Raw genomic sequence first — 25,330 nt, 5'->3', positions numbered from 1 at the left:
CCGCGGGAGCTGTTTCATCACCACGCTTTACTGTATGGTAATGCGTTCGTTTTCGTCAATCGCAGTCGCGGTCACGAAAAGATGACAAGAATATTCAACAATAATACACAAAGCCGATTTGCGGGCACAAGCCTGTTGCAGGAAGGCGGTTCGGAGGGGCACTTTTGCTGCACCATACGCACCTCGTTCTTTGGCATTGATTTTATTTGGTCCGAGACTAGTTAGTCGGCTTGAACCGTTGGTTCGAGTTGCCTTGTGGGGCATCGGCTTCGGGAGGAACCCATGAACATCGATCTTTCTCGACGCGCGTTCCTGCAAACAGCAGGCGCGGGTCTCGCCGGTACTACGCTTGGAGCCCTCGGCTTCGGCGATAGCGAGGCCGCACACGCGGCGGCTATACGGCCCTTCAAGCTCGCGAACACCACCGAAACACGCAACACCTGTCCATACTGCTCGGTGGCTTGCGGCATAATCTTGTATTCGAAGGGCGATCTCAGAAAGGGCGAGCCGGCCGAGATCACCCATATCGAGGGTGATACTGATCATCCGACCAATCGCGGCACCTTGTGCCCCAAAGGGTCGGCCCTGCTCGGATTTGTCAAGTCGCCGACCCGTCTGCAACATCCGATGATCCGCAAACCGGGCTCGGACAAGTTCGAGCCGATAAGCTGGGAAGACGCGCTCGGCCGCATCGCCCGCCTGATGAAGGACGATCGCGACAAGAACTTCGTCGCGACGAACAATGACGGCGTGACGGTCAACCGGTGGATCACCACCGGCTTCCTCGCCGCCTCGGCTTCGACCAATGAAACCGCGTTCGCGACCTACAAGGTGGTCCGCAGCGCGGGCATGCTGGTGTTCGACAACCAGGCACGTGTCTGACACGGCCCGACGGTGGCGAGTCTCGCCCCAACATTCGGCCGCGGCGCAATGACCAATTCCTGGACCGACATCAAAAACACGGATCTCGTCGTCATCATGGGCGGCAATGCCGCGGAAGCGCATCCTTGCGGCTTCAAATGGGTCACAGAGGCGAAGGCCAACCGCGGCGCCAAGCTCATCGTCGTCGACCCGCGCTTTACGCGCTCAGCTTCGGTGTCGGATCTTTACGCGCCGATCCGCCAGGGAACGGACATCGCCTTCCTGCTCGGGCTGATCAACTACTGCATCCAGAACGACAAGGTGCAATGGGACTATCTGAAGGCCTTCACCAACGCGACGTATGTCGTCAAGGAGGGCTTCACCTATCAGGACGGCCTCTTCTCCGGCTATAACGAGGCGAAGCGAGACTATGACAAGTCCAGTTGGGACTATGACATAGGCACGGACGGCTTTGCCGTTGTCGACGCGACATTGGCCAATCCGCGCTGCGTCTGGAATCTGCTCAAGAAGCATGTCGCGGTCTACACGCCGGAGATGGTCGAGCGCATCTGCGGCACACCGAAGGACCGGGTCCTGAAGGTGGCCGCGATGGTCGCCGAGACGTCGTCTCCGACCAAGGCGATGACCTCGATGTACGCGCTCGGCTGGACCCAGCACTCGAAGGGCTCGCAGAACATCCGCGCCATGGCGATGCTGCAGCTTGTTCTCGGCAATATTGGTATACGCGGCGGCGGCATGAACGCGCTTCGCGGTCACTCCAACATCCAGGGGCTGACCGACCTCGGGCTGATGTCGAACCTGCTGCCTGGTTATCTGACGCTGCCGACCGAGAAGGAGGTCGATCTGGCAGCCTACATGTCGACCCGAGGCTTCAAGCCGCTCCGGCCGAACCAGATGAGCTACTGGCAGAACTACAGGAAGTTCTTCGTAAGCTTCCAAAAGTCAATGTGGGGCAACGCGGCAACGCCGGAGAACGGCTTCGCCTACGACTACCTGCCGAAGCTCGACCTGCCGGGCTACGATCTGCTGCGGGCTTTCGAGCTGATGCACCAGGGCAAGATGAACGGCTATTTCTGCCAGGGCTTCAACCCGCTACAGGCAGCTCCGAACAAGAAGAAGGTGATCGAGTCCCTCTCGAAGCTCAAATACCTCGTCATCATGGATCCGTTGGACACGGAGACGGGCCGGTTCTGGGAGAACCACGGGCCGTACAACGATGTCGATCCGTCGCAGATTCAGACGGAAGTCTACCAGCTTCCCTCCACCTGCTTCGCCGAGGACGACGGCTCGCTGGTCAATTCGGGGCGCTGGCTGCAGTGGCATTGGGCCGGCGGCACGCCCCCCGGCGAGGCCAAACGCGATACCTGGATTATGGCGCAGCTCTATCTGCGCCTGAAGGAGCTCTACACCAAGGAAGGCGGCGCCTTCGCCGAGCCGATCGTCAAGCTCAACTGGCCTTATGCCGATCCCGGCGATCCGACGGCCGAGGAGCTTGCCCAGGAGATCAATGGTAGGGCGCTCGCCAGGGTAACCGACACGGCCGACCCGACAAAGGTGCTGGCCGAGGCCGGAAAGCTCTTGCCGGGCTTCGCCGCGCTGCGCGACGACGGCTCCACCTCCTGCGGCTGCTGGATCTATTCCGGCTGCTTCAACGAAAACGGCAACAACATGGCCAGGCGGGACACCACCGATCCTGACGAAACCGGCGCCTATTCCAAATGGGCGTTCTCATGGCCTGCCAACCGCCGCATTCTCTACAACAGGGCGTCGGCTGACCTCACGGGAAAGGCTTGGGATCCAAGCCGCAAGGTGATTGAATGGGACGGCACGAAATGGTCGGGCTACGATGTCCCCGACATCTTGCCAACGGCAAAGCCCGATCAAGTAGGCCCGTTCATCATGAATCCGGAGGGCGTCTCGCGCCTCTTTACCCGGGGCATGATGCGCGACGGACCATTCCCGGCGCATTACGAGCCATTCGAGTCGCCCATCGCGAACCCGATAGCTCCCAAAGTCCGCGGCAACCCCGCAGCGCGGGTGTTCGAAGGCGATATGGCCCAGTTCGCCGAATCGGCTTCGCAGGAGTTCCCCTACGCGGCGACCTCCTACCGACTGACCGAGCATTTCCACTTCTGGACCAAGCACGTCATCACCAATGCGGTGATGCAGCCGGAGTTTTTCGTGGAAATTTCGGAACAGCTTGCGGCCGAGAAGGGCATCACCAAAGGCGGCTGGGTGCGCGTCTGGTCGAAGCGCGGTTCCGTTGTGGCGAAGGCCATGGTGACCAAGCGGATCAGGCCGCTCACCTGCGATGGCAAGACCGTCCACATCGTCGGAATACCGCTGCACTGGGGCTTCACGGGAGCGGCGAAGAAAGGCTTTGGCCCGAACATGCTCACCCCCTTTGTCGGCGACGCCAACATCGAGACGCCGGAATACAAGGCGTTCCTTGTCAACATCGAGCCCATCGCCGGGCCGGTAGCGTAGGAGGAGTAAGCGATGTTTCCTCCACTTCCAAATCCTTCGACGACGGATACCGCACCGCGTTTTTCCGACAAGGACCTCATCCGCCGCTCTGCCTCGACGGTTCCCGCGCCCGAGCAGCAATTGACGGAAGTCGCCAAGCTCATCGATGTTTCGAAATGCATCGGCTGCAAGGCGTGCCAGACGGCCTGCATCGAGTGGAACGACACGCATCCGGAGATCGGCTTCAATGCCGGCGTCTATGAGAATCCTGCCGATCTGACGCCGGACATGTTCACGCTGATGCGCTACAGCGAATGGGACAATCCCGAGACGAACGAACTCGAATGGCTGATCCGCAAGGATGGCTGTATGCACTGCGCTGACCCGGGCTGCCTCAAGGCTTGTCCGGCACCAGGCGCCATAGTGCAGTATTCGAACGGCATCGTCGATTTCGTCCATGAGAACTGCATCGGCTGCGGCTATTGCATCAAGGGTTGCCCGTTCAACATTCCGCGGATCTCCAAAGTCGATCACACGGCCTACAAATGCACGCTCTGCTCCGACCGCGTGGCTGTCGGCCAGGGACCAGCCTGCGCCAAGGCCTGCCCGACCCAGGCAATCGTGTTCGGCACAAAAGACGAGATGAAACAGCACGCCGACGGCCGCATCAAGGACCTGAAATCGCGGGGCTATTCGAATGCCGGCCTCTACGATCCGCCCGGCGTCGGAGGGACGCATGTGATGTATGTGCTGCACCATGCCGACCAGCCGGAACTCTATTCTGGTCTGCCGAAGGAGCCGAAGATCAGTCCGCTCGTGGAGGCGTGGAAGGGCGTGACCAAATATGCCGGCCTCACCATTCTCAGCGTGGCGGCCGGCGTCGGCCTGCTTCACCATCTGGTCATGGGACCGAACAGGGTCTCCGAGACGGATGAGGAGCATGCCGAAGAGCTGACGGAAGGCGACAACGATGGCCGCGTATGACGTGAAGCCGAACGAGCAGGTACATCCCGGCAAGCCAGTCATCGTGGACCGCTACACGGTGGGCGCGCGGATCAACCATTGGATCACGGCGGCCAGCCTGATCCTGCTCGCCTTGTCCGGCCTTGCCATGTTTCACCCGAGCCTGTTCTTCCTGTCGGGGCTGTTTGGCGGCGGCCAGTTCACGCGCTTCATTCACCCATGGATCGGCGTCTTGCTCTTCTTCAGCTTCCTTGGGCTTTTCCTTCGGTTCTGGAAGGCCAATTTGTGGAGGCCCGAGGACGGAACGTGGCTCGCACGCTTCCGTGACGTATTGTCCAATCACGAGGACAACGTCCCCGACGTCGGCAAGTACAATGCCGGCCAGAAGCTCGTCTTCTGGTCAATGTCGATCCTCATCATCATCCTGATTTCGAGCGGCATCGTCATCTGGCAACAATATTTCGCCGCTTACACCACGATCGGTCAGCAGCGGGTGGCGCTGCTTGTTCATTCGATCGCTGCCGTGGCGATCATCGGCGTCTGGATTATCCATTTCTATTCCGCCATCTGGGTACGCGGCACCATTCCCGCCATGACGCGCGGACGGGTGACCGGCGGCTGGGCTTGGCGGCATCATCGCAAATGGCTGCGTGAACTGATCGCAGGCAAACCGGACGGACGTTCGGGATCGAATCCCGCCGAATGAGCGGGTATTTGTTTTTACGCAATTCCGGACGGAAAACCGTTATACACTTTTCGTGGAATTGCTCTGGAGCAGTATCAAGCCGACCACGTGGCCCGTGAGGTTCGTGAGGTTGAAATGCCAAAGCAACAAGATCCGTCACGCCTTGACCCGACTGTAATCGGCGAGGTCTCGGCCCCACCCTTTGCGCGCCTGCCTGATCCGCGGACCTTGTTCATTCGCCGCTCCGAGCGATTGGATGTGTTGGCGGATGACCACCAGCTCGGCCCCTATCTCCGCTTCCTCTCTGCACTGACGGATGCGCAGCACCGCATCCAGGACGGCTTGCCGGAGATCGAATTGCCGACCGCGGAGGCGCGCGAGCGCGCACGAACCTTCGGTATGCCGCCGCTCGATCGCAACCAATCCACTTCGGATGCCGCCCTTGGAATGACGCTCGGCCGCCTGTTCGAATTGGCAGCCACGATCGAAAAACCCAAGGCGGCCGGAGCCGCCTTGGACAGGCTGGCGAATATCGATGCGTCCGGGGTCGACTCCATGGTGCGCAATGTGCTCACCGATGCGATCCCAATGAACGCGCTTGCCGAGCATGTCTATGTCGCGGCCGCGCTGCAGGTTCACTTTGCCCGCCTCGCGGCATGTCTCGACAGCTCGAAGCTGGTTCCGGTTGCCGACGGCGCCTGTCCGGCCTGCGGTGGGCCGCCCGTATCCTCGATCATCGTCGGTTGGCACGGCGCACACGGGGCGCGGTTCTGCGTCTGCGCGCTGTGTGGAACATTGTGGAACCACGTCCGTGTCAAATGTACGCTGTGCGGCTCGACCAAGGGGATAGGCTATCAGGAAATCGAGGGAGGCCCTGGCACGGTCAAGGCCGAGACCTGCGATGCATGCGGCTGCTATGTAAAGATCCTGTACCAGCACAAGGATCCGGCGCTCGATCCGGTCGCCGACGACGTGGCGACGCTCGGCCTCGACCTGCTCGTCCGCGAGGGTGGCCATCGCCGCGGATCGTTCAATCCGTTCCTTGTTGGCTATTGAGGATACGATGACCGCTTCATCGGCAAACCCTTTGCGCAATCTTCCGTCGGTCGACCAAGTGCTGAGGACCCCGCTGGCGGCGGCCGCAATCGAGCGCTTCGGACGGCAGGCCGCGACGGAGGCCATTCGCCGAGCCGTCGCCGATGCACGAATGGCCTCCCGCAATGCCGCAGCCGTCGTGCCGGAGGCAAACGATCTTGCCGGCGACGCGCTCGTGCAGCTCAGGGACGGCGAACGCTCTTCCCTGCGCCCCGTTTTCAACCTGACCGGAACGGTGCTGCATACCAATCTCGGACGAGCCCTCCTCGCGAAAGAGGCGGTCGAGGCTGTTCGGCTGGCGATGCGCGAAGCGGTGGCTCTCGAATTCGATGTCGAGAAAGGCGAGCGCGGCGAACGGGACGATCATCTTCGATCGCTCGTTTGCGAGCTGACCGGAGCCGAGGATGCAACCGTCGTCAACAACAACGCGGCTGCCGTCCTTCTCGTGCTCAACACGCTGGCGCTCGGTCGCGAAGCGATCGTTTCGCGAGGCGAGTTGATCGAGATCGGCGGCTCTTTCCGGATGCCCGAGATCATGACGCGCGCCGGCGCCAGGCTTGTCGAGGTCGGCACCACCAACCGCACGCATCGCAAAGACTATGTCGCGGCGATCGGCCCGGAGACCGGGCTCATCCTCAAGGTGCACACGTCGAACTACCGGGTCGAAGGATTCACGGCCGAGATCCGGGCACCCGAGCTCGCTTCAATCGCAAAGGCGCATGGGGTACCGCTGGTCCATGATCTCGGTTCGGGCACGCTGGTCGATCTAGCCCGCTACGGCCTTGGGCGCGAGCCGACCGTGCGCGAGGCGGTCGCCGACGGCGCCGATCTCGTCACATTCTCCGGCGACAAGCTGCTTGGCGGTCCGCAGGCGGGTTTCATCGTCGGCCGCAGGGACCTGCTCGCAGCGATCAGCCGCAACCCGATGAAGCGGGCGCTCAGGGTCGACAAGCTTCGTCTGGCCGCGCTCGAGGCGACGTTGAAGCTCTACCGCGACCCCGACCGCCTGGCCGAACGCCTGCCGACGCTAAGGCTCCTCTCGCGCTCGGTGAGGGAGATTGCAGCGCAGGCAAAGCGCCTTGCTCCCCTGGTTGCTGACGCCGTGGGCGAAGCCTTTGCGGTCGACACGGTGGAGTGCCGGAGCCAAGTCGGATCCGGCGCGCTGCCGCTCGAAACTGTGCCAAGCGCCGGGCTTGCTCTCAAGCCGCGCTCAGGGAGCGGCCGGGCGCTCGAAGCGCTTGCGGCTGCGCTGCGTGGGCTGGGCGTCCCCGTGATCGGGCGCATCGAAAACCAGGCGCTCGTGCTCGATTTCCGCTGCCTGGAAGACGAGGCGAACTTCATCGCCAATCTAGCCGGCTTAAATCTGGGAGGAACCGATGCGCTGGCTTGACCGCCTTGCGCGCCGCCCAGCCGAGACGCCTGTGGCCGCACGCATGACCGAGGCCCTCGAAGCCGCGCGGCGAGGCGATCATGCCGTGGCTCTCTCCATATGGGAGCCGCTGGCTCACCAGGGCGTTGCCCGCGCTCAGAACAATATCGGCGCCTGCTTCGCCGAAGGGCTCGGCGTCGAGCGTGATGCGGATATGGCCTTTCGCTGGCTGGCGCTCGCCGCCGAGGCAGGAGATCCTGTCGGGCAAAGGAACCTGGCGTCGCTCTATTTCCGCGGCGAAGGCGTTCAGCAGGACTTTCGCCGGGCGGCCGAGCTCTATCGGGCCGCAGCGGAAACTGGCGACGGACCGGCGCAGGATATGCTGAGCTGGATGCTGCTGGAGGGCGAAGTGATGGCTCCCGATGCCGGCGAGGCGCGACGCTGGGCGCTTGCCGCGGCCGATCAGGGCATCGCATCCGCTATGACCCGGATCGGCATGCTTTATCACAATGCGCTCGGCGTGCCGCGCGATCCGGACGAGGCTGTCCGCTGGTGGCGCCGTGCTGCCATGCGAGGAGACGCCGAAGGGCAGGCAATGCTCGGCGCCGCCTGCCATCTTGGTACGGGCGTGCCGGCTGACGCGGTCGAGGCGCTGGTTTGGCTCCTGCGTGCCGAGGCAGGCGGCAGCGCCCTTGCCCGCCGCTATCTGGCTGCGGTGCGGGCCGAATTGAGCGCGGGCGATGCCGCCGAGGCCGAGCGTCGCGCCGCCGCGCCGTTGCCGGAGACCGCATCATGATCGTCGGCACGGCGGGACATGTCGATCATGGCAAAACTGCGCTGGTGCATGCGCTGACCGGTATAAACACCGATCGTTTGCAGGAGGAAAAGACACGCGGCATGACCATCGATCTCGGCTTCGCCTATTTGCCGGTGCCGGGTGGGGATAGCATCGGTTTCGTCGATGTTCCCGGGCACGAGCGTTTCGTACACACGATGCTCGCCGGCGCCAGCGGCATCGACTTCGTGTTGCTCGTGGTGGCCGCCGACGACGGCGTCATGCCGCAAACCCGGGAGCATCTCGCCATCGTCGATCTGCTCGGTGTCAAGCGCGGCGCCGTCCTGCTCACGAAATGCGATCTGGCCGGTCCCGAGCGCCGCACCGCGGTGGCGAGCGATATCCGCTCGGTGCTTGCCGGGAGGATGCTTGCCGAGGCCCACCTGATTCCCGTCTCGGTCGTTACAGGCGAAGGTATCGATGAACTCAGGTATCTCTTGTTCGAGGAGGCGTCGCATCTTGCCCGGCGTGCAGTTTCGGGCCGTTTTCGATTAGCGGTGGACCGCTCTTTCACGCTGCGCGGCGTGGGCACCGTCGTGACGGGCACCGTGCTTTCGGGTTCTCTCGGTATTGGGGACAACGTGGTCGTAAGCCCGTCGGGATTGCTTGCGCGGGTTCGATCGATCCACGCCCAGAACCGGCCGACTGAACGTGGTCGGTCGGGAGACCGTTGCGCGCTCAATCTGACCGGCGAAAGGGTTTTCAAGGAGGCGATCCGGCGCGGCGACGTAATTGTCGATCCGAAGCTTCACGCGCCGTCGGACCGGATCGATGCAAGCCTTCGCGTTCTGCCGGGTGAACGCAAGCCGATCGGCCAATGGTTTCCGGTGCGGCTCCACCATGCCGCGACGGAGGTCGGGGCGCGCATCGTACTCCTCGGAGACGAACCGATCGAGCCTGGCGGCACGGCCAATGTTCAATTGGTGCTGGACAGTCCGATCGCGGCCGCTGCCGGCGACGTTTACGTGGTGCGCGACACCTCCGCGCAGCGAACCATCGGCGGCGGACATTTTCTCGATCTGCGGGCGCCCAGCCGCAAACGCCGCGCGCCGGAACGGCTGGTCCAACTCGATGCCCATGCGCTATTGGCGCCCGAACTGGCCGCCGCCGCACTCCTTGATGCGCCGCCCCACTATTTCGACCTGAAGGCTTTCGCGCGCGACAGGGCGCTTAGTGACTGCGAGACGGAAGGCCTGATCGATCAACTCGGGCTTGTCCGTTTTGCCGTCGGAGAAATGCTCCTCGTGCTGTCGCCGGAGCGCTGGTTGCGATTCAAGCGCGACTTGGCCGTGACCCTGGAGACCTTCCATGCCGACAATCCGGATTTGCCAGGCGTAGGAATGGAGAGACTGCGTATTGGGCTTGATCCACGTCTGCCGGCGCCCGCTTTCACGGCAGTTCTGCGGAGCCTTTCGCACGCTCGAGAAGTTGCCTTGGACGGCGCCTGGGTGCGGCTGCCCGGTCATGAGGCGCACCTGACGGCAAAGGATGAAACTCTCTGGCTGCAAATCCAGCCTCTCATCGGCGGACCCGAACGGTTCCATCCGCCGAGAGTGTGGGATATTGCCGAGGTGCTGGCCGCGCCGGAGACGGAAATCCGGCGGCTTCTGAAGCTTGCCGGCCGCATGGGGAAGGTCCACGAGGTCGCTCATGACCACTTCTTCCAGCGCGAGGCGTTGGCGCAGATCGTGGAGATCGCGCGCGACCTCGCTGCGTCGATGCCCACAGAGCAGTTCACCGCTGCTCAATTTCGCGATCGCGTGGGCAGCGGACGCAAGGTCGCCATCCATATCCTCGAATTTCTCGATCGGCACGGCGTGACGCTGCGGCGGGGAGACTTGCGCCGTCTGAACAGGCGCAGGCTGGACCTGTTCCGCCTGACAGGCGAGGGTGAGCCGCCGATGGCGCAAATTTCTGGAGGAGCATCGTCCCCGGTGGGGCGTCCGGACTTCAAATCCGGGAGGGGCCGCGAGTCGGTCTCTGGTGGGTTCGACTCCCACTCTCTTCCGCCATCCTAGTGAGCCAAGATGAACCCGACGGCTTCCTTTCTGAATGACCTGAAAACGACGGCTGAGACCGCCAGGACAACCGAGGCAAGCTTCAGGCGACAAGCGGCCAATCAGATCGCGGTTCTGGAACAGGAGCGCGCTTTCGCCTTTAGGCGGCTCAATCTCATGCAGGCGATCTCGGACGCCGTGGCCTCAGCCGAAAGTGAGGAGATCGCCGTGGCCAGCGCTTTGGCCGTCCTGCGCTTGCGGCTCGGCTGGAATGCGGACAGCGAGGCGCGCACGGAAGCGATCACGCATTTTGGCCCCGTTGCGCTTGCGTTGTTCCAGGCTGCGAGGCTGCCCGAGGACGAACCCGCCACCAATATCGGCGAGGCCCTTGCGATTTTTGAGCATTGGTACTCCGAATCCCGGGGATCGCCGTTCTGGTTGCTATTCGAGCACCAGATCGTGGACACGCCGCTGGTCGACTTTTGACCGACGGACTTTTCGGCATACCCGGATGTGAAAGCAGAGAGCGCAACGTCGCTTTATTACCGACGACACGATGCGGTAACCGGCGCGTCGGTCACCGCCGCAAGCAGCTGCTTTGGGGGCGGACGCCGGAAGGCGTTCACTCCCATGACATAGGAGCCATATTCGAGCCTTATGTCGTCGAGGTTGACAAATTGACCGGCTACCTAGAGATCGCGCGCGCTCTCAAGCCAGGGGATATGTCACAGAACGAAAGGCGCTCGGCGCCAGGAACGGCGCGCAAGAAGACAGAGAGCAATCAGCAGGCGGCCCGCGGAGCGCGGCAGCATGGCCACTCGCACTTCCTCTTTGGTGTCGAAACCCGGCCGAATCCGGCTAACTGAGCCAATGGTGCGTGGCATTTGGGCATTGACAGGCGATGTACGCGGAAAGGCGAGCTGGCCGACCATGCACCAGGACATAGGTGGTTGAGTTTGTTCGGTAAGTGACAACAACGTACGTCCGACGTTCACTTTGTGAGGCATTCGCATCAGATTCGCGACAAACAGATAGCCAATGCCGCCGACGCTATCCCTTGACCGCCGAGCCGACGATCGAATCCACGAAGAACCGCTGCAGCAAGACGAAGAGCACCAGTGGCGGGAGCACGGCAAGCGTCGCCCCAGCCATCACCAGTCCCGTGTTGAGAGCGCCTCGATTGTAGCTGAGCAGGCGACTAAGGCTGATGACGATCGGATATTCGTGTGCATTGCCCTGTAGAACGGTCAGCGGCCAGAGATAGCTGTTCCAGTGATAGACGAAGGCAAACAGCGCCAGTGCCGCGATTGCCGGCGCCACGCTCGGCGCGACGATCTTGAACAGGATCAGGAGTTCCGACGCCCCATCCATCCGTGCTGCGTCGATCAGATCGTCGGGCACGCCGGCTATGAACTGGCGCATCAGGAAGATGCCGAACGCATTGGCGAGATTGGGCACGATGATACCGGCAAGGCTGGCGTTCAGGCCGATTGATCCGACGAGACGGTAAAGCGGGATCAGCGTGACGATCGGCGGCAGGAACATGGTGGCGATCAGCACCGAAAACAGCAGTGAGCGGCCGGGAAAGTGATGCTTGGCGAAGGCGTAGCCAGCCATCATGCTGGTGACCAGAATGCCGGCGGTGGTGATCGTGGCGATCACGAGCGAATTCCACATCGAGCGGCCGACATTGATGACGCCGGACACTTTCTCGTAGGCTTCGAGGGTCGGCGTGCGCGGTATCCACACCGGCGGCACCTGCATGGTTTCGGCCGGCGTTTTCAGGCTGGAGAGCACCATCCACAACAGCGGGAAGGCGGAGGCCACGGCAACCAGCAGCATCAGCGTGGCGAGCAGCGCTCCGCGGCCCGCCAGGCGTTTGCGCGCCAACCGGCTCGATGCTGAGCGGCCCGGCGCGCTCATTCGTCATCCTTCCGGTTGGCGAATGCAAACAGCGCACACACAATGACGATCAGCGCCAGCATCAGCATCACTGCCATGGCCGAGCCCAGGCCGCCTTGTGCCCGCTCGATGCCGACTCGGCGGATATGGTAGGTCAGCACGTTGGTCGAGCCGACCGGCCCGCCTTGGGTGATCAGCGCCACCGGCTCGAACACCTGCACGGCGTTGATGATGGCAATGACGGCGCTGAACAAGAGCGTGCGGCTCAATAGCGGCAAGGTGATGAAGCGGAACTGTTCGCGCCGGTTGGCGCCGTCAAGCGTCGCCGCCTCGTAAAGACTGCCCGGGATCTGGGTCAGCCCGGCAACGGCCAGCACCGTAAAATAGCCGATCTGCTGCCAGACATTGAGGACGACGATCGAGATCAACGCCGATCTTGGCGAGGACAACCAGAGTTGCGGGCCGATGCCGGCGAGACCGAGCACCTGGTTGAGCGGCCCCTCGCTCGGCGAATAGAGCTTCGACCAGACCAGCGTCACGGCGATCATCGGCACCATGTAGGTGGAAAACAACACGGTCCGCAGCGCCGTGCCGCCTGCGACATCGCGCTGGTGGACCATCAAGCCGAACACTACCGAAAGGGGCAGGATGAGCATCACCGACAATGCCGTGTAGATGGTGGTGTTGAGCAGCGCTCGCTTGAAATCCCGCCCGACCGAGGTCGGCCCGAATATTTCGCGAAAATTGTCGAAGCCGATGAAGCTCGCATTGGAAAAAGGCGTCTGCGTCGACCAGTCCTGGAATGACAGCCAGATGGTGAGCAGCATCGGCAGCAGGATGAAAACGCCGATCAATGTCACGGCGGGCGCCAGCATGATGCCCGCCGAGGCACGATAGGTCTTGATCATCGCTCTGCTTCCAAAGCGTCGGGCTCTCGAAACGGCGCCTTCGCTATTTGGCGGCACGCTCCAGGATCGAGACGGCATCGGCCTGCGCGTTCGCCTGCGCATCCTTGGCCGAGAGCTGCCCATACTGCAACGCCTCGAGCGTCTGCTGCAGCGATTCGCTGAACTCCTGGCCGCCCGGGACGACAGGGAAGGGCTTGGCGTCGGCAAGCACGCTGACATAGCCGGACAGGAACTCGGAGCCGAGCTTGTCCTTATGGGCTTCGATGTCGGAGGTCCGCGTCGGCAGGATGCCCATCGACATCAGAATATCCGACATTGCCGATGCGCCGTTCTTGCCGGACTTCGGACTGTTCAGCCATACCAGGAAATCCCATGCCGCTTTTTGTTCGGCCTGACCGGCATTGGCGTTGACGACGGTCATCCATGAATAGGAGATCGAGTGCGGCTTGTCGCCGCTCGGACCGACCGGGATGGGTGCGGTGGCGATATTGGAGAACTTGTCGCCCATGCCGCTCTTCAATGCGCTTTCCCACCAGTTGGCCATGATGATCATGCCGGTCTTGCCGGAGACGAAATTGTCTAGGAAGGGGCCGGTTGTGTTGGCGTCGGCCGTGGCCATCGCCGGATCGCTGGCGCCGGACTTGATCAGGTCCTCGTAAAGCTGGAAAGTCTCACCGGCTTGAGGACTGTCGAGCATCGGTTTGCCGTCCTTGACCAGCTCGCCGCCATTGGAGACCAGCAGCGAGGCGAAGGGATGGACGACGCCCGCCGCCCAGGAATTGATCATGCCGAAGCCTTGCTGGCCGGCATCTTTCCTGGTCAGCTTCTGGGCCGCATCCTTCAATTCGGACCAGGTCTTCGGCGCGGCTGTGATGCCTGCCCGTTTGAACAGCTCCTTGTTGTAGTTCAGCGCATAGACGTCGATCTCGTTTGGAATGCCGTAAAGCGTGGCGCCAACAGAGGCCGCACTGACGACACCGGCCGGCCACGCACTCTTGACCTCGCCGGCAACCGCATCGGGGGCCGGCGCGACCAGCTTGTCTCGCGCCAGTTCGGGCAGCCACAAATCATAGATGCCGCCGATCGTCGGCCCTTCCGAGCTGCCGCCCTGGGAACGCAGTGTCGTCAGGAGATCGCCGAAGGGGACGGCGCGCACGGTGACGGTCACATCCGGATTGCTCTTGGCGTAGTCCTTGGCCGCGGCGTCCAGCAAAGCGACCGTTTCGGGCGACCAGTGGGTCAGATAGGAGATGTTGACCGATTGGGCCCAACCAATGGTGGGCGAGGCCAGCAACCCTGCAGCCAGTGCCAGTTTCGAAATCCAAGCCAAAGACATCCGACCCTCCGCATAGCCACACAGCGATGTCCATGACGTTATGACAACGTGAAGCAACGATGCAAGCGCTATCTTCGTGGAGGGCTCCTGCCGGTGTTGCGGCGTTTTCTTACTGCGGTCCACAAAGCATGCGAGATTACTTTGTAAAAACAAAGAATTAGCTGATACAGTTCGAGCTGATTCTCCCCTGCCGGCCATGCCCGACTTACTGCAAGGCACTTGCGGTCGAGATCATGTCGTTATAATGACATGAGAAAAGCTTATGACTGCCTCTCGGCTTTTGAACCGCCGTGGGAATGACAATCGACAAGAATGGGAGACTGAGTATGTTTTCAATTCATCGACGCGCCGCGCTCGGCCTGATCGGCGGCTTTGCCGCAGTCTGCACCGGGGTCTTCACCGCACTGCCGGCAAAGGCTGACGACACCGTGACCCTGTGGAGTTGGCGCACCGAGGACGAGGCTGCGATGCGCCGCATCTTCGACGCCTTCGAGGCCAAGACTCCCGGCATTAAGGTCAACATCCAGTTCACCCCCGACGCCGACTACCAGAACCGGCTGAGCACGGCGCTGCGTGGCGGCCGCGGGCCTGATATCGCCCAGCTCAAGGCTTACGGCGAACTGCAGCCGTTCATCGAGGGCGGCTATCTCGACGCGCTCGACGACAGCGTGCCGGAGCTGAAGAGCATGCCCGATAGCGCGCTGGGCGGCGCTCGTGGCCGCGCCGACGGCAAGATCTATGGCGTGCCCTATTCGGTGCCGATGATGGGTGTCTTCTACAATCAAGACATCTTCGCCGCCCAGGGCATCGAAATCCCCAAGACCCACAAAGATTTCGTCGCCGCCTGCGAGAAGCTGAAAGGGGCGGGGATAACGCCAATAGCCGCCGGCGGCGCCAACGGCTCCGCCTGGGCGCTGGAGATCGGCGTCGGCGTCGTCGGCCCGACCATCTATGGCCCGGGCTTCTACGACGAAATGATGAGCGGCAAGGCGACCTTCGAGGATCCGCGCTACGTGGCTGCCCTGAAACGCTATGCCGAGTTGAAACCGTATTTCTCCGACGGCTTTGCCGGGGTCGATTACACCACCTCGACACAGCAATTCATCGGCGGCAAGGCGGCCATGTTCTTCGGCGGCTCGTTCGAGAACGGCAGCTTCAAGGCGCAGAACCCGAAGCTGAAATTCTCGATCTTCCCGTTCCCCGCCGACGATCCTGCCACCAAGCTCTACACCTCAGCCTTTTCAGACGGCTCCTATGGTCTGGTCTCTGAAAGTACCAACAAGGAGGCAGCGATCAAGGTGCTCAACTTCATGGCTTCGGCCGAGTTCGCGCAGCTCTTCGCCGACGAGTTGGGCTGGCCGCCGGCCCGTACCGACGTCACCGTGAAAGACCCGGTACTCGCTACGATGATGGAGATGTCGAAGAATTCCACCCCCTATCTGACGCTTGTCGGCTTCCGCTGGCAGACGCCTACGGCCTCCTCGATCCTGCAGTCCGAGATCATCGACATGGTCGAAGGCAACATCACGCCGCAGAAGCTGGCGGCCGACATGCAGGCCGCCGTCAGCAGCTGGTTCAAGCCGAAGCAGTAGGCGCTCACACTCTGCGCGAAACAGCACATGATCGCCCGTCGCCGCAAAAGCAGCCTCCAGCGCACCCAGCAGCGCATGGCCGTGCTGTTCATCCTGCCGGCATTGGTGGTTTATGCGCTGTTTGTCCTTTATCCGCTGCTGATGTCGCTGTGGGGCAGCTTCTTCGTCTGGAGGGGCCTGCGCATGCTGGAGTTCGCCGGCCTGTCGAATTTTACCCGCCTGTTCGTTTTCCCGAGCGGTGGGCGGCTCTACGGAGCGCTCTGGCACAACGTCGCCTGGTTCTTCGGCATCATGCTGTTCCAGAACGGCCTTGGTCTGCTGTTGGCCTGGCTGCTGTTCCTGCGCGCCAAAGGAGCGGCCTTCTTCCAGTCGGTCTTCTTCTTCCCGGCAGTGCTGAGCCCGGTCATCGTCGGCGCCCTGTGGCGGCTGCTGCTGGCGCCCGGCGGCACCATCGAATGGATGCTCAACGGCCTTGGCCTGCATCAAGGCAGCCTGACGGTTCTCGGCAACAGCCACACGGCACTCGTGATGCTGATCGCCGTCGACGCCTGGAACTGGATGGGCCTGCCGGTGCTGATCTACACCGCCGGTCTCAGGCAGATTTCGTCCCAGATATTCGAGGCTGCCAGGCTGGATGGCGCCGGCAGCGGCCGCATGCTGGTCTCGGTTGCCCTGCCTTTGCTGATGCCGGCCGTCGGCACGTTGACGACGCTGTCATTCATCAACACCTTCAACCAGTTCGACATCGTCTATGTCATGCAAGGCGTGCAGGGCAATCCAAGCTATTCGACCGACACGCTGGTAACCTATTTCTACCGGCTCGCTTTCGGCGCCGAAGGCGCGGTCGGTATCACCGATATAGGCCTGGCGCTGGCGCTCGGCACGCTGCTGTTCCTGATCCTGAGCATCGGCACGCTTTTGATGTTGCGCTTCTTCGACCGCCGCACGGTGCAACTGTGAACATGCTCGCCGTTCCTCAACAGCTTGCTCGGCTGCCCGGCTGGACGGCGCTCGTCTTGTGGACCGCGGCGGTGCTGCTGCCGCTCTACATTCTCGTCGTCTCCTGTTTCAAGACCACGGCGGAGATCTACGACAACAGGCTCGGCCTGCCGCAAAGCTTTGCCTTCGACAATTTCGTGGCGGCCTGGACGCGCGCCGATCTCGGCCAGAATTTCGTCAACAGCCTGATCGTCACCGGCGGCGCGGTGATCCTGACCATTGTCGTGTCGGCAATGGCCGCCTATCCGCTGAGCCGCTACCGGCTGGGATGGAACGGCATCATGCTCGGCCTGTTCCTGGCCGGCATCATGCTGCCGATCCGGCTTGCCTCGGTGGAGCTGTTCACGCTGATGCGCAACCTTGGCCTGCTCGATTCGCTGACCGGCCTGATCCTCGTCTATTCGGCCATCCGCATTCCCTTCGCCGTCTTCATCTTCGCAAACTTCATGCGGGTGCTGCCGTCCGAGCTCGACGAGGCTGCGCGCATGGATGGGGCCGGCGAGGCGCGCATCCTGTTCCAGATCGTGCTGCCAATGGTGAAGCCAGCCGTATCGATCGTTGCCATCTTCACCGCTATCGCCGTCTGGAACGACTTCTTCTTCCCGCTGATCTTCATTTTCGACGACCGCTACAAGACTGTTCCGCTGGCGATCAGCGTGTTTGTCGGCCAGTTCCGCACGGATTGGGGCCTGGTGTACGCCTCGCTTGCCATCTCCATGGCGCCCATCCTGATCATGTACTGTCTGCTTGCCCGCCAGATTCGCGAGGGCGTTGGCTCAGGGGGAGGCGCGAAATGATCGAGGACAAGGTCTATGCCGCACGCTCGATCCTGGTCGTCGGAGCGCACGCCTTCGATGCCGAGGTGATTGCCGGTCCACTGGCGGCGACGGTGGTGCAAGGCGGTGCCGAAGTCACCTTCCTGCATCTCAGCATGGGCGAGCAGGGCCATCCAAGCCTCGCCCCCGAGCACTATTGCGTCCAGAAGGAGGAGGAGGCCGCAAAGGCAGCCGCGCGGCTCGGGGTCGGCATGCGCAGTCTCGGGCTGCACGACGCCTTCTTGCCTTGCGACGACGAGACGGCGCTCAAGGTTTGCGATGTTGTGCGCGAGTTGAAGCCGCAAATCGTCATCACCCACTGGCATGGCAGCTGGCACAAGGACCATCGCGCCGCGGCCCGACTGACACAGACCGGTATTTTTTTTGCGGCATTGCCTACGCTGAAGCGCGACCATGGCGCATACACGCCGCAACTGCTGCTGTTCGGCGAGAACTGGGAGGACGACGAGGGCTTTCGTGCCGAGCATCTCGTCGACGTCAGCGACGGCTTCGACGCCTGGAGCGAGGCGGTGCAGGAATACGAACTTGCACGTGGCCTGAGCAGTTTCCCCTATGTCGATTATTACAGCGCACTTTATCGGCTGCGCGGCTGCCTGCGCGGCACGCGCTACGCGCAGGGTTTTGTGACAGCGTCGCAATCCTGGCATGCCGGCAGCGGGCTGTTCGCGCCGGCTGCCAATCGGAGCCGCTCTCGATGACACGCGTTCTGGCCATCGATCTTGGCGGCACCAATTTGCGCGTCGCAATCCATACCGGCGATGTTCGCTGGCTGGAGATGCTGAGCCGCGAGCCTGCGCCGGCAAGCCTTGATGCCTTCGTCGCCCGAATCGGTGCCTTGCGCGCCGAGGCCGGTCCGGTCGAGGCACTTGGCCTGGCGGTGCCGGGGCTTGTCGAGGGCTCGATCTGCCGCTGGGTTCCGAACCTGCCCTATTTCGATGGTGTCGACGTCGCGACCTTGTTTCCTCGTCTGTCTGTTGCCATTGGCAACGATGCGCAGATCGCCATGCTGGCCGAGGCGGTCGAAGGTGCCGCAAAAGGCCTGTCTGATGCCATCCTGCTGGCGATCGGCACCGGCATCGGCTCCGCCGTTCTGGCCAACAACCGCATCGTCGCCGGCGCACGGGGCGGCGCCTGCTCATTCGGCTGGGCCTGCGCCGACATCGAGGATGAAGGCGAGGACCGCAGCGGCTGGCTGGAGCGCTTCGCTTCCGGGCGGGCGTTCGACGCCGCGGCGCGCCAGGTCGGGCTGGCCAATGGCGGCAGGCTTGTCGAGGCCGCGCGGGCTGGCAACACGGCCGCAATTGACGCCTTGGAACTGCCGGCGCGCCGGCTGGGCACTGCCCTTGCGGGTGCGGTCGCGCTGCTCGATCCGCAGGCGATCCTGATTTCCGGCGGGCTTGCCGATGCGCTGGACGTGGTCGGACCGCCGCTGCTTGCGGCATTGCGGCGTCAGCTGCCGCCGCATCTGCGCGATGTCGTGCTGCGGTCCGGCGAATTCGGCTCCCGCGCCGGTCTCGTCGGCGCCTCGCTGGCCGGTCTCGCCGGAGCACAGTGGAGGCAGATAAGATGAGCCAAGTCAGCTTCCAGCTGCCCGACCGCCGAAGGCCCGAGCCGCTCTGGTATCAGGTGGAAGAGGCCATCCGCGCCATCGTCAAGAGTGGCGAGTGGGCGACTGGCGACCAGATTCCGGCCGAAGACAGACTGTGCGCCCTTTTCGGGGTGAGCCGCATCACGCTGCGCCACGCGCTGCGCAATCTGGAGGAGCACGGGCTGCTCAGGCGCGAACATGGCCGTGGCACCTTCGTGCGCTCCACCACGCTGGTCGCTGGCACCCGCGAACTCACCAGCTTCACGCAGGAAATGGGCAATATGGGCGTGGTCGCCGGCTCGCGCTTGCTCGACTGCAGCCTGACCACCGCCAATGCCGCTGCGGCCGGAGCGCTGGAGATCGAGGAGGGCGACCCGGTGGTGCGCATCCGGCGGCTCAGGCTCGGCAACAACGAACCGATCGGTATTCAGACTGCGCAGCTCTCGGCCGCGCGCGTGCCCGGCTTTCTCGATGCCGGCCTGTTGCAGGGCTCGCTCTACGAAGCGCTGGAACGCCATTACGGCATCGTGCCGGTCGCGGCACGCGAAAACTACCGTGTTGGCGCGGTCGGGGCGGCGGATGCCGAGTTGCTCGATCTGCCTGCGGGGAGCCCCGCTTTCGTGGTCGAGCGCATCACCACCGACGAGCGTGGCGCATTCGAATTCACCGTCTCGGTCATGCGTGGCGACCGCTACGAAATCCGCTCGACGCTGCGTGCCGGTCGCGCCGCGCCAACCGCAAGAAGCTGAGCCATACCCAAGCCGACCCATAACAGGAGTACCGACGTGTCCGATCTTTACATACCTCGCCTTGCCGCCCTCATCGAACAGGCCTCGAAAGCCAATGCCGAAGCCTTTGGCGAGGCGGCCAGCCGCTTTGCCGACACGCTCGAGAGCGGCGGGTTGGTTCATCTTTACGGCTCGGGTCACTCGGTGTTGCCGGTCCAGGAAGTGTTTCCGCGCTACGGCAGCTATGTCGGCTTCAATCCGCTGACCGACCCGCGTGTCATGTGGCATAACGTGCTCGGCGCCGGCGGCGTGCGCGAACTTCTGTGGCTGGAGCGGACCGAGAAATACGCCGAGAAATTCCTCGACCACCAGCCGCTGAACAAAGGCGATTCGATCATCATCTTTGGCCACAGCGGCCGCAATTCGTCCGGCATCGACACCGCGCTTTATGCAAAAAAACGCGGCATCTTCGTCGTTGCGATAACTAGCAAGAACAATCTCGACAAGCCGGCGACGCACTCTTCCGGCAAACGGCTTGCCGATGCCGCCGACCTTGTCATCGACACCTGCTCGCCGATCGAGGATGCCATCGTGCCGGTCGAGGGCTGGAGCCGACCGGTCTCCGGTTCGTCGACCGTGCTTGCCATGATCCTGGCGCATGAGCTGATCGCCCGCACCGCCGAGGCGCTTTCGAAACGCGGCATCGAACTGCCGGTTTTTGCCTCGCCGACAATTGCCGGCGTCACACTGCACGACACCGACGTCATCTATGGCGTCTATCGCGAGAAAATGCTCGAGGCACAGAAGAAGCACCTGCCGACCTTCCAGGCGACCATGCGCGGCGAATGACAACCGGGGAGGGCACGCAAAACGCCAGGACGTAGACTCATTACCGCGTAGCCAGATGCGAGTTGAGACGAGTCTCAGGGCAGCAAGGTAGTTTTCTGCCAGCTTGTCATATCGAGTTGCGATGCGACGCAACTGCTTGGCCTTGTTGAAGAAGCGTTCGACGAGGTTGCGGGCCCTGTAGAGGAAGGGGCTGAAGCACATCGGGTCCTTGCGGTTGGCCTTGGGCGGGATGTTGGCCCATGCCTTTTGCTCGGTGACGGCATTGCGCAAGGCGTTGGCATCATAGCCCTTGTCGGCGAGCAGCATGGCACCCTCGGGCAAATCCTTGATCAAGTCCGCTGCGTAGGCGATGTCACTCATTTGACCTGCCGTGAGCGTCAGCTTGATCGGCATGCCTTCGGCGTCGACAAGAGCATGGATTTTGGTCGTCAGCCCGCCTCGGGAACGACCGAGACAATAATCTCGATCCCCCTTTTTGCTGTCGCGCCATGCTGATGGACGCGAACAATGGAGGTATCGATCATCTGCATCGTTGCATCATGGGCTTTGGTGATGCCATGCATGAGGCGGTCCCACACACCTGCTTTCCGCCATCGAACGAAGCGATTGTAGCAGGTGGTGCGTGGGCCGTATCGCCCCTGGCAGATCGCGCCATGGCGCACCCGATCGCAGCACCCAGAAGATGCCGTCTGCCCGCTGTGCCTGGACGGTGATCGTGCCGAAGAAAACCAGTGCTGCAGCGAACGTTCCTCGTAATATTGCGTTTAACCATGAAAGACGACGATTCGCCCAAAGCATGCAAAAGGGCCCATCGGCTCTCGCGCCGCGATGCAAGGCCAGGAAAGCCTTACGCCAGATCAGTTTGTGAAAAGTCATTGCCCTTGTAAAGCAGGGCAAGCCGGTGAGCCTTCGCGCAAGCGTAGGCAAAACAATCGCCGAAATTGAGATCGGCTTTGTGCCCGACTGCTTTGCCGTATTTCATGCTGGCTTCGATCGCCCGGTCGCCGATGTCGCCGGATATCATGATTTCTTTGCCGGCGATCTCGATCAAAAAGGCGTCGACGGTATCACGGGCTTGCGCCAGCATGTCGGCCGTGGGCTTGGCGTTCTTTTTGATGGCTTCGGCCGACGCTCGCGCGAGACCCTGGACTGCCTCGAACCGGACGAGCGGGGAGATATACAGCGGCTTGGTCGCGGCCGCGAGCCGCTTTTCCAGTTCTTCCGCGCCAGGTTCCTCGTTCAGGATGGCAACGATCACCGAGGCATCGACGAACATCAGTCGTCGCTCCACATTTGGTCGGTGAATTTCTTCATATCGAAATCAGGGTTGGCCGGCCCGATCCGCCGCGCCATTTCCTTGACTTTGGCAAGTCTCTCGCGCAGCGGGACGCTGCCGCGGTTGCGCTCGATCTCGTGGCGCAAGGCGGTTCTGACGGCCTCGGTCTTGCTGCGCGCGTTGGTAATGTGCTGCAGCTCGACGGCCATGGCGTCGACGTCGGGATCGCGAATGAAGAGCGGCATTTTGTATATCCTCATGAGTGATATATGTATATCATACCGGAGATATACTCGCCAGCGAATTCGCGAGCGGCGGTTTTGATAAGGAGGGGAGGGAGGAATGCAGCTCGCGAAAATCCGTCGGGAGGTTCGGTTCTGGTGCTCAGTCCTTGGAATTGCTCGGCGTCTGAAACACGTCGCTCCGGCCATGTCACTGTCAACGCCGACATGCCCAAGGCGTATCGACGCTACGTGCGCCGACGCATGCGCATCCCAACATCCGCGGCGACCGATTGATGTCGATAGACCGCCCACGCGCCCGACGAGGCCAGCGCCAGCTGCATCGATTGCGTCAGGTTCATAACGGCCATAATCCCGGCCCAGCGAACTCTCTCGTTAGGGCAGCTCGGGGAATGCTACGGCTGGATGCTCTTGGGAACATCCCGAGCGCATGATCCGGCGGCGAGGATAAACAATCTGAACCACGCGCTGCCTCCACATGATGGCGCCGGCGAACTTAACGAAGCCGTGCCGCCATTCGTGGTGAACTGGATAACACGGCCTATCTTCTCGCTCGAAAATTCGGCGGCCTCGACAATCATTGCCGGGGTTACCTCGACCGATCCCTTCGCCGTCTATCCGCGTCTCATCGGCTGTCGCTGATCCGGATTGACAGCCACCCGCAATTAAAGGGCCGTTTGATGACACCTAGGCCTCCCCAGCAGTATTAGTTCACAAAGCAGGTCGGCACCTCTGCGATCCGCTGGATCCGGTCAGCGTGTGCTTCGGGTTCGGGGTGCAAGATCAGGCGGTGCCATTTGCACGGATGGCAGCGAACCAACCACCACGGCAGGGGCGCCAGATTGCTCACCACGTTGGCTCTCTAGTTCGCGGCTCATACTTTGGTGAGCAGCTTGCATCTCCGGAACGGTGAAAACCGGCACCTCGCCCTTGAAACCCTGGAGTTCAAAGGCGCCCGCCTGGACGACCGGCATCGATGCTCCTTCGGCAAAGCCGGGGCCAAGCACCAGGGGGATGCCCAGCTTCTTGGTCGTCGACTCGAGCCGTGCCGTGCGGTTCACCGGGGAGCCGATCGCGGTGTAATCGAAGCGCCGTTCGGAGCCGAAATTGCCTACCGAGCAAATGCCCGTCTCGATGGCGACGCCGATTGCGATGGAGGGGTGGCCGTCCGCGCTGAAGGCGGCGTCTTCACGCTTCACCCGTTCGATCAGGGCAAGCCCCGCGTCGAGCGCGCGCTCGCGATGGTCCGGCTGATCAAGCGGCGCGTTCCAGAAGGCGAGCACCGCATCGCCCATGAACTTGTCGATAGTGCCGTCGCGCTTGAGGATCTCATCGGTCGCAATGCTGAGGAAGTGGTTGACCACCTTGGCGATTTCCTGGGTATCGAGTTGTTCGCTCATTGTCGTGAAGCCGCGTATGTCGCTGAGCAGGATCGTAATCTCGCGCTTCTCGCCGGACAGGATTGCCTCGGTGTCCGAGCTTGCGAGACGCTGCACCACGGAGGGCGACAGATATTGGGAGAACTGTCGTGCCAGGGTGGACCGGCGCTGCTCGCTGCGCCGGTAGAGGACATAGCCTTCGAAGCCGGCTACCAGGATCGTCGCAAGCGCCGGCTGCAGCGGGTCATAGAGTGCACCCTGCAGGCTGTATTCGAGAGCGCCGAACACGAAAGGCGTGACGGCCAGCAGCGCGAGAGCCAGGGCACCAAGCACGACACGCCCGGCGAGCACTCCGGAAAGCCCGATGAAAACGATGGCGCCGAGGACAAACCAGAGCCGCTCAAGCGTACGTGCGTGCGTTGGCTCTGCAAGGTAGCGCCCGGCAAGCATCTGGCCGATCGCATCGGCGTGGATGTCCGCCCCTGGTCGCGCTGGACGCGTCGGGGTGGGCAGGTACTGCGTCAGTCCCACGGCCGACAGATCGACAATAGCGATGGCCTCCCGCAGCCGCGGATCGCCATGGCCCGAAAGGATAGTGCTGGCAGATATACGCGGCGTATCCGTGGCGGTTTCCCAGAGGCGGATGCTCCCCTCCGGCTCGAGCCGCACAATGGCGCCGGCCATCCTGAGTGCGTCGAACCCGGCTGCATTCATCCGGGCTATGTAGCCGTCCTGTCCGGCGTAAAGGCGCAGGAGCTCGAGTGCGAAGGACGGCCACAGCTGCACGCCTTGAGCGGTGTTGCGAAGCCACAGCAGCGGCACATGGCGCAGTACGCCGTCGGGATCGGGCAAGGTGCGAATCACGCCGAGGCCCGCGGCGGCGTTCGAGAATTCGGCAAGCGAGCCGGTCAGGCCGGTGAAGCCGGGAAGTGTGTCGGGTACCTGCCCGACGATCGACCAGCCGGCTTTGGGTTCTGCTTCTGAAACCGTCGCCTCATTGCCTAGGCTGACGGCAAGCGCCGTTCGATTTTTGGCCAGCGCCGCTGCCAGGCGCTTGTCTCCGGCGATGCCCTCAGGCGAGGTGTCGGCCTCTGGCAGTACCAGCGCAAGCCCGATCACCGCCGCGCCGGATTCGGTGATGCCATCGACCAGATCGGCCAAGAGGCCACGGTTCCAGGGCCATCGCCCATGTGCCTTGAGGCTGGCGTCGTCTATCGAGACGATCACGACAGGATTGCTCGTCGCCTGGCGTGGGGCGAGAAACTGGTAGAAGTCGTACGTCCGCTCACGCAGGCGCGACAACGGCCCGTCAAAAGCCAAATGGCAAGCGAGCAGCAGGAGCACGACCACAAGGCCGGATATTTTGCGCCTGCCAGCTTGCCGCCAATCAGCCCAGCGCCAAC

The 25,330-nt window shown here is 62.5% G+C and carries 21 protein-coding genes, 1 tRNA gene and 2 pseudogenes; 17 read left to right on the top strand and 7 right to left on the bottom strand.

Annotated elements, in window-relative coordinates; all coding sequences use genetic code 11:
- Window positions 1-282: 282 nt before the first annotated feature.
- The 9 genes and pseudogenes from fdnG to NKI17_RS25900 all read left to right on the top strand — a co-directional run bounded on the left by fdnG (window position 283) and on the right by NKI17_RS25900 (window position 10,778).
- Window positions 283-3,369, top strand: coding sequence for a formate dehydrogenase-N subunit alpha (gene fdnG / locus NKI17_RS25940; protein ID WP_352906985.1), 3,087 nt, complete (start codon window positions 283-285; stop codon window positions 3,367-3,369).
- A gap of 12 nt (window positions 3,370-3,381) precedes the next feature.
- Complete coding sequence (gene fdxH / locus NKI17_RS25935) at window positions 3,382-4,332, top strand: formate dehydrogenase subunit beta (RefSeq protein WP_352906984.1); 951 nt, start codon at window positions 3,382-3,384, stop codon at window positions 4,330-4,332.
- A complete protein-coding gene (locus NKI17_RS25930; RefSeq protein WP_352906983.1) occupies window positions 4,319-5,017 on the top strand; it encodes a formate dehydrogenase subunit gamma in 699 nt (232 codons plus the stop codon). Before fdxH ends, NKI17_RS25930 begins: the two co-directional genes overlap by 14 nt.
- Window positions 5,018-5,131: 114 nt before the next feature.
- The gene (fdhE, locus tag NKI17_RS25925; protein ID WP_352906982.1) at window positions 5,132-6,052 is read left to right on the top strand and encodes a formate dehydrogenase accessory protein FdhE; all 921 of its coding nucleotides are present in this window, start codon (window positions 5,132-5,134) and stop codon (window positions 6,050-6,052) included.
- 7 nt (window positions 6,053-6,059) lie between these two features.
- A complete protein-coding gene (selA, locus tag NKI17_RS25920; protein WP_352854753.1) occupies window positions 6,060-7,481 on the top strand; it encodes an L-seryl-tRNA(Sec) selenium transferase in 1,422 nt (473 codons plus the stop codon).
- Window positions 7,468-8,256: a tetratricopeptide repeat protein gene (locus NKI17_RS25915; RefSeq protein WP_023678709.1), complete on the top strand. Its 789-nt coding sequence runs from the start codon at window positions 7,468-7,470 to the stop codon at window positions 8,254-8,256. Before selA ends, NKI17_RS25915 begins: the two co-directional genes overlap by 14 nt.
- Window positions 8,253-10,088 (top strand): annotated as a pseudogene (gene selB, locus NKI17_RS25910) (selenocysteine-specific translation elongation factor); the annotation flags it as partial. The gene NKI17_RS25915 and the pseudogene selB, both read left to right, overlap by 4 nt.
- Before the next feature lie 123 nt (window positions 10,089-10,211).
- A tRNA-Sec gene (locus tag NKI17_RS25905) sits at window positions 10,212-10,307 on the top strand.
- 162 nt (window positions 10,308-10,469) lie between these two features.
- Window positions 10,470-10,778 carry a hypothetical protein gene (locus tag NKI17_RS25900; RefSeq protein ID WP_352456088.1) on the top strand — a complete coding sequence of 103 codons (309 nt, stop codon included), beginning with the start codon at window positions 10,470-10,472 and terminating at the stop codon, window positions 10,776-10,778.
- Between the two features lie 564 nt (window positions 10,779-11,342).
- On the opposite strand, the gene NKI17_RS25895 is transcribed toward NKI17_RS25900, so the two are convergent.
- From NKI17_RS25895 to NKI17_RS25885, 3 genes are read right to left on the bottom strand one after another with little or no spacing between them, the layout of a single operon-like run.
- Window positions 11,343-12,215: a carbohydrate ABC transporter permease gene (locus NKI17_RS25895; protein ID WP_023678712.1), complete on the bottom strand. Its 873-nt coding sequence runs from the start codon at window positions 12,213-12,215 to the stop codon at window positions 11,343-11,345.
- Complete coding sequence (locus tag NKI17_RS25890; protein ID WP_352637112.1) at window positions 12,212-13,102, bottom strand: carbohydrate ABC transporter permease; 891 nt, start codon at window positions 13,100-13,102, stop codon at window positions 12,212-12,214. The genes NKI17_RS25895 and NKI17_RS25890 overlap by 4 nt, the downstream gene beginning before the upstream one ends.
- Before the next feature lie 43 nt (window positions 13,103-13,145).
- A complete protein-coding gene (locus NKI17_RS25885; RefSeq protein WP_352906981.1) occupies window positions 13,146-14,438 on the bottom strand; it encodes an ABC transporter substrate-binding protein in 1,293 nt (430 codons plus the stop codon).
- A 326-nt stretch (window positions 14,439-14,764) separates the two neighbouring features.
- Here NKI17_RS25885 and NKI17_RS25880 point away from each other — a divergent pair, with 326 nt between their 5' ends.
- The 7 genes from NKI17_RS25880 to NKI17_RS25850 are packed head-to-tail and all read left to right on the top strand — an operon-like array spanning window position 14,765 to window position 21,030.
- On the top strand, window positions 14,765-16,030 hold the full coding sequence (locus tag NKI17_RS25880; protein ID WP_352906980.1) for an extracellular solute-binding protein: 1,266 nt from the start codon (window positions 14,765-14,767) through the stop codon (window positions 16,028-16,030).
- A 27-nt stretch (window positions 16,031-16,057) separates the two neighbouring features.
- Window positions 16,058-16,990 carry a carbohydrate ABC transporter permease gene (locus tag NKI17_RS25875; RefSeq protein ID WP_352877136.1) on the top strand — a complete coding sequence of 311 codons (933 nt, stop codon included), beginning with the start codon at window positions 16,058-16,060 and terminating at the stop codon, window positions 16,988-16,990.
- 2 nt (window positions 16,991-16,992) lie between these two features.
- The gene (locus NKI17_RS25870; RefSeq protein WP_352644276.1) at window positions 16,993-17,826 is read left to right on the top strand and encodes a carbohydrate ABC transporter permease; all 834 of its coding nucleotides are present in this window, start codon (window positions 16,993-16,995) and stop codon (window positions 17,824-17,826) included.
- Window positions 17,823-18,563, top strand: a complete 741-nt coding sequence (locus NKI17_RS25865) for a PIG-L deacetylase family protein (RefSeq protein ID WP_352906979.1) — start codon at window positions 17,823-17,825, stop codon at window positions 18,561-18,563. Before NKI17_RS25870 ends, NKI17_RS25865 begins: the two co-directional genes overlap by 4 nt.
- Complete coding sequence (locus NKI17_RS25860; protein ID WP_352906978.1) at window positions 18,560-19,435, top strand: ROK family protein; 876 nt, start codon at window positions 18,560-18,562, stop codon at window positions 19,433-19,435. The genes NKI17_RS25865 and NKI17_RS25860 overlap by 4 nt, the downstream gene beginning before the upstream one ends.
- Window positions 19,432-20,202 carry a GntR family transcriptional regulator gene (locus tag NKI17_RS25855; RefSeq protein WP_352644270.1) on the top strand — a complete coding sequence of 257 codons (771 nt, stop codon included), beginning with the start codon at window positions 19,432-19,434 and terminating at the stop codon, window positions 20,200-20,202. Before NKI17_RS25860 ends, NKI17_RS25855 begins: the two co-directional genes overlap by 4 nt.
- Before the next feature lie 36 nt (window positions 20,203-20,238).
- Entirely contained in the window at window positions 20,239-21,030 is a 792-nt protein-coding gene (locus tag NKI17_RS25850; protein WP_023722251.1) for a sugar isomerase domain-containing protein, read from the top strand.
- Between the two features lie 51 nt (window positions 21,031-21,081).
- Here the strand turns inward: NKI17_RS25850 and NKI17_RS25845 are convergent.
- The 3 genes and pseudogenes from NKI17_RS25845 to NKI17_RS25835 form a co-directional block, all read right to left on the bottom strand.
- Window positions 21,082-21,720: pseudogene (locus NKI17_RS25845) on the bottom strand (IS5 family transposase); the annotation flags it as partial.
- Between the two features lie 157 nt (window positions 21,721-21,877).
- Window positions 21,878-22,306 (bottom strand): type II toxin-antitoxin system VapC family toxin, encoded by a 429-nt coding sequence (locus tag NKI17_RS25840; protein ID WP_352451707.1) that lies wholly within the window; start codon window positions 22,304-22,306, stop codon window positions 21,878-21,880.
- Complete coding sequence (locus NKI17_RS25835; RefSeq protein ID WP_023678723.1) at window positions 22,306-22,551, bottom strand: type II toxin-antitoxin system VapB family antitoxin; 246 nt, start codon at window positions 22,549-22,551, stop codon at window positions 22,306-22,308. Before NKI17_RS25835 ends, NKI17_RS25840 begins: the two co-directional genes overlap by 1 nt.
- A gap of 408 nt (window positions 22,552-22,959) precedes the next feature.
- Here NKI17_RS25835 and NKI17_RS25830 point away from each other — a divergent pair, with 408 nt between their 5' ends.
- Window positions 22,960-23,190 (top strand): hypothetical protein, encoded by a 231-nt coding sequence (locus NKI17_RS25830; protein WP_352906977.1) that lies wholly within the window; start codon window positions 22,960-22,962, stop codon window positions 23,188-23,190.
- Window positions 23,191-23,300: 110 nt separating this feature from the next.
- Here NKI17_RS25830 and NKI17_RS25825 read toward each other — a convergent pair whose 3' ends face one another.
- On the bottom strand, window positions 23,301-25,271 hold the full coding sequence (locus tag NKI17_RS25825; RefSeq protein WP_352906976.1) for a CHASE2 domain-containing protein: 1,971 nt from the start codon (window positions 25,269-25,271) through the stop codon (window positions 23,301-23,303).
- Between the last annotated feature and the right edge of the window lie 59 nt (window positions 25,272-25,330).

This window comes from Mesorhizobium sp. M0816 (assembly GCF_040320005.1).
GTDB lineage: Bacteria > Pseudomonadota > Alphaproteobacteria > Rhizobiales > Rhizobiaceae > Mesorhizobium.
This window is presented reverse-complemented; position numbering and strand designations above follow the sequence as displayed.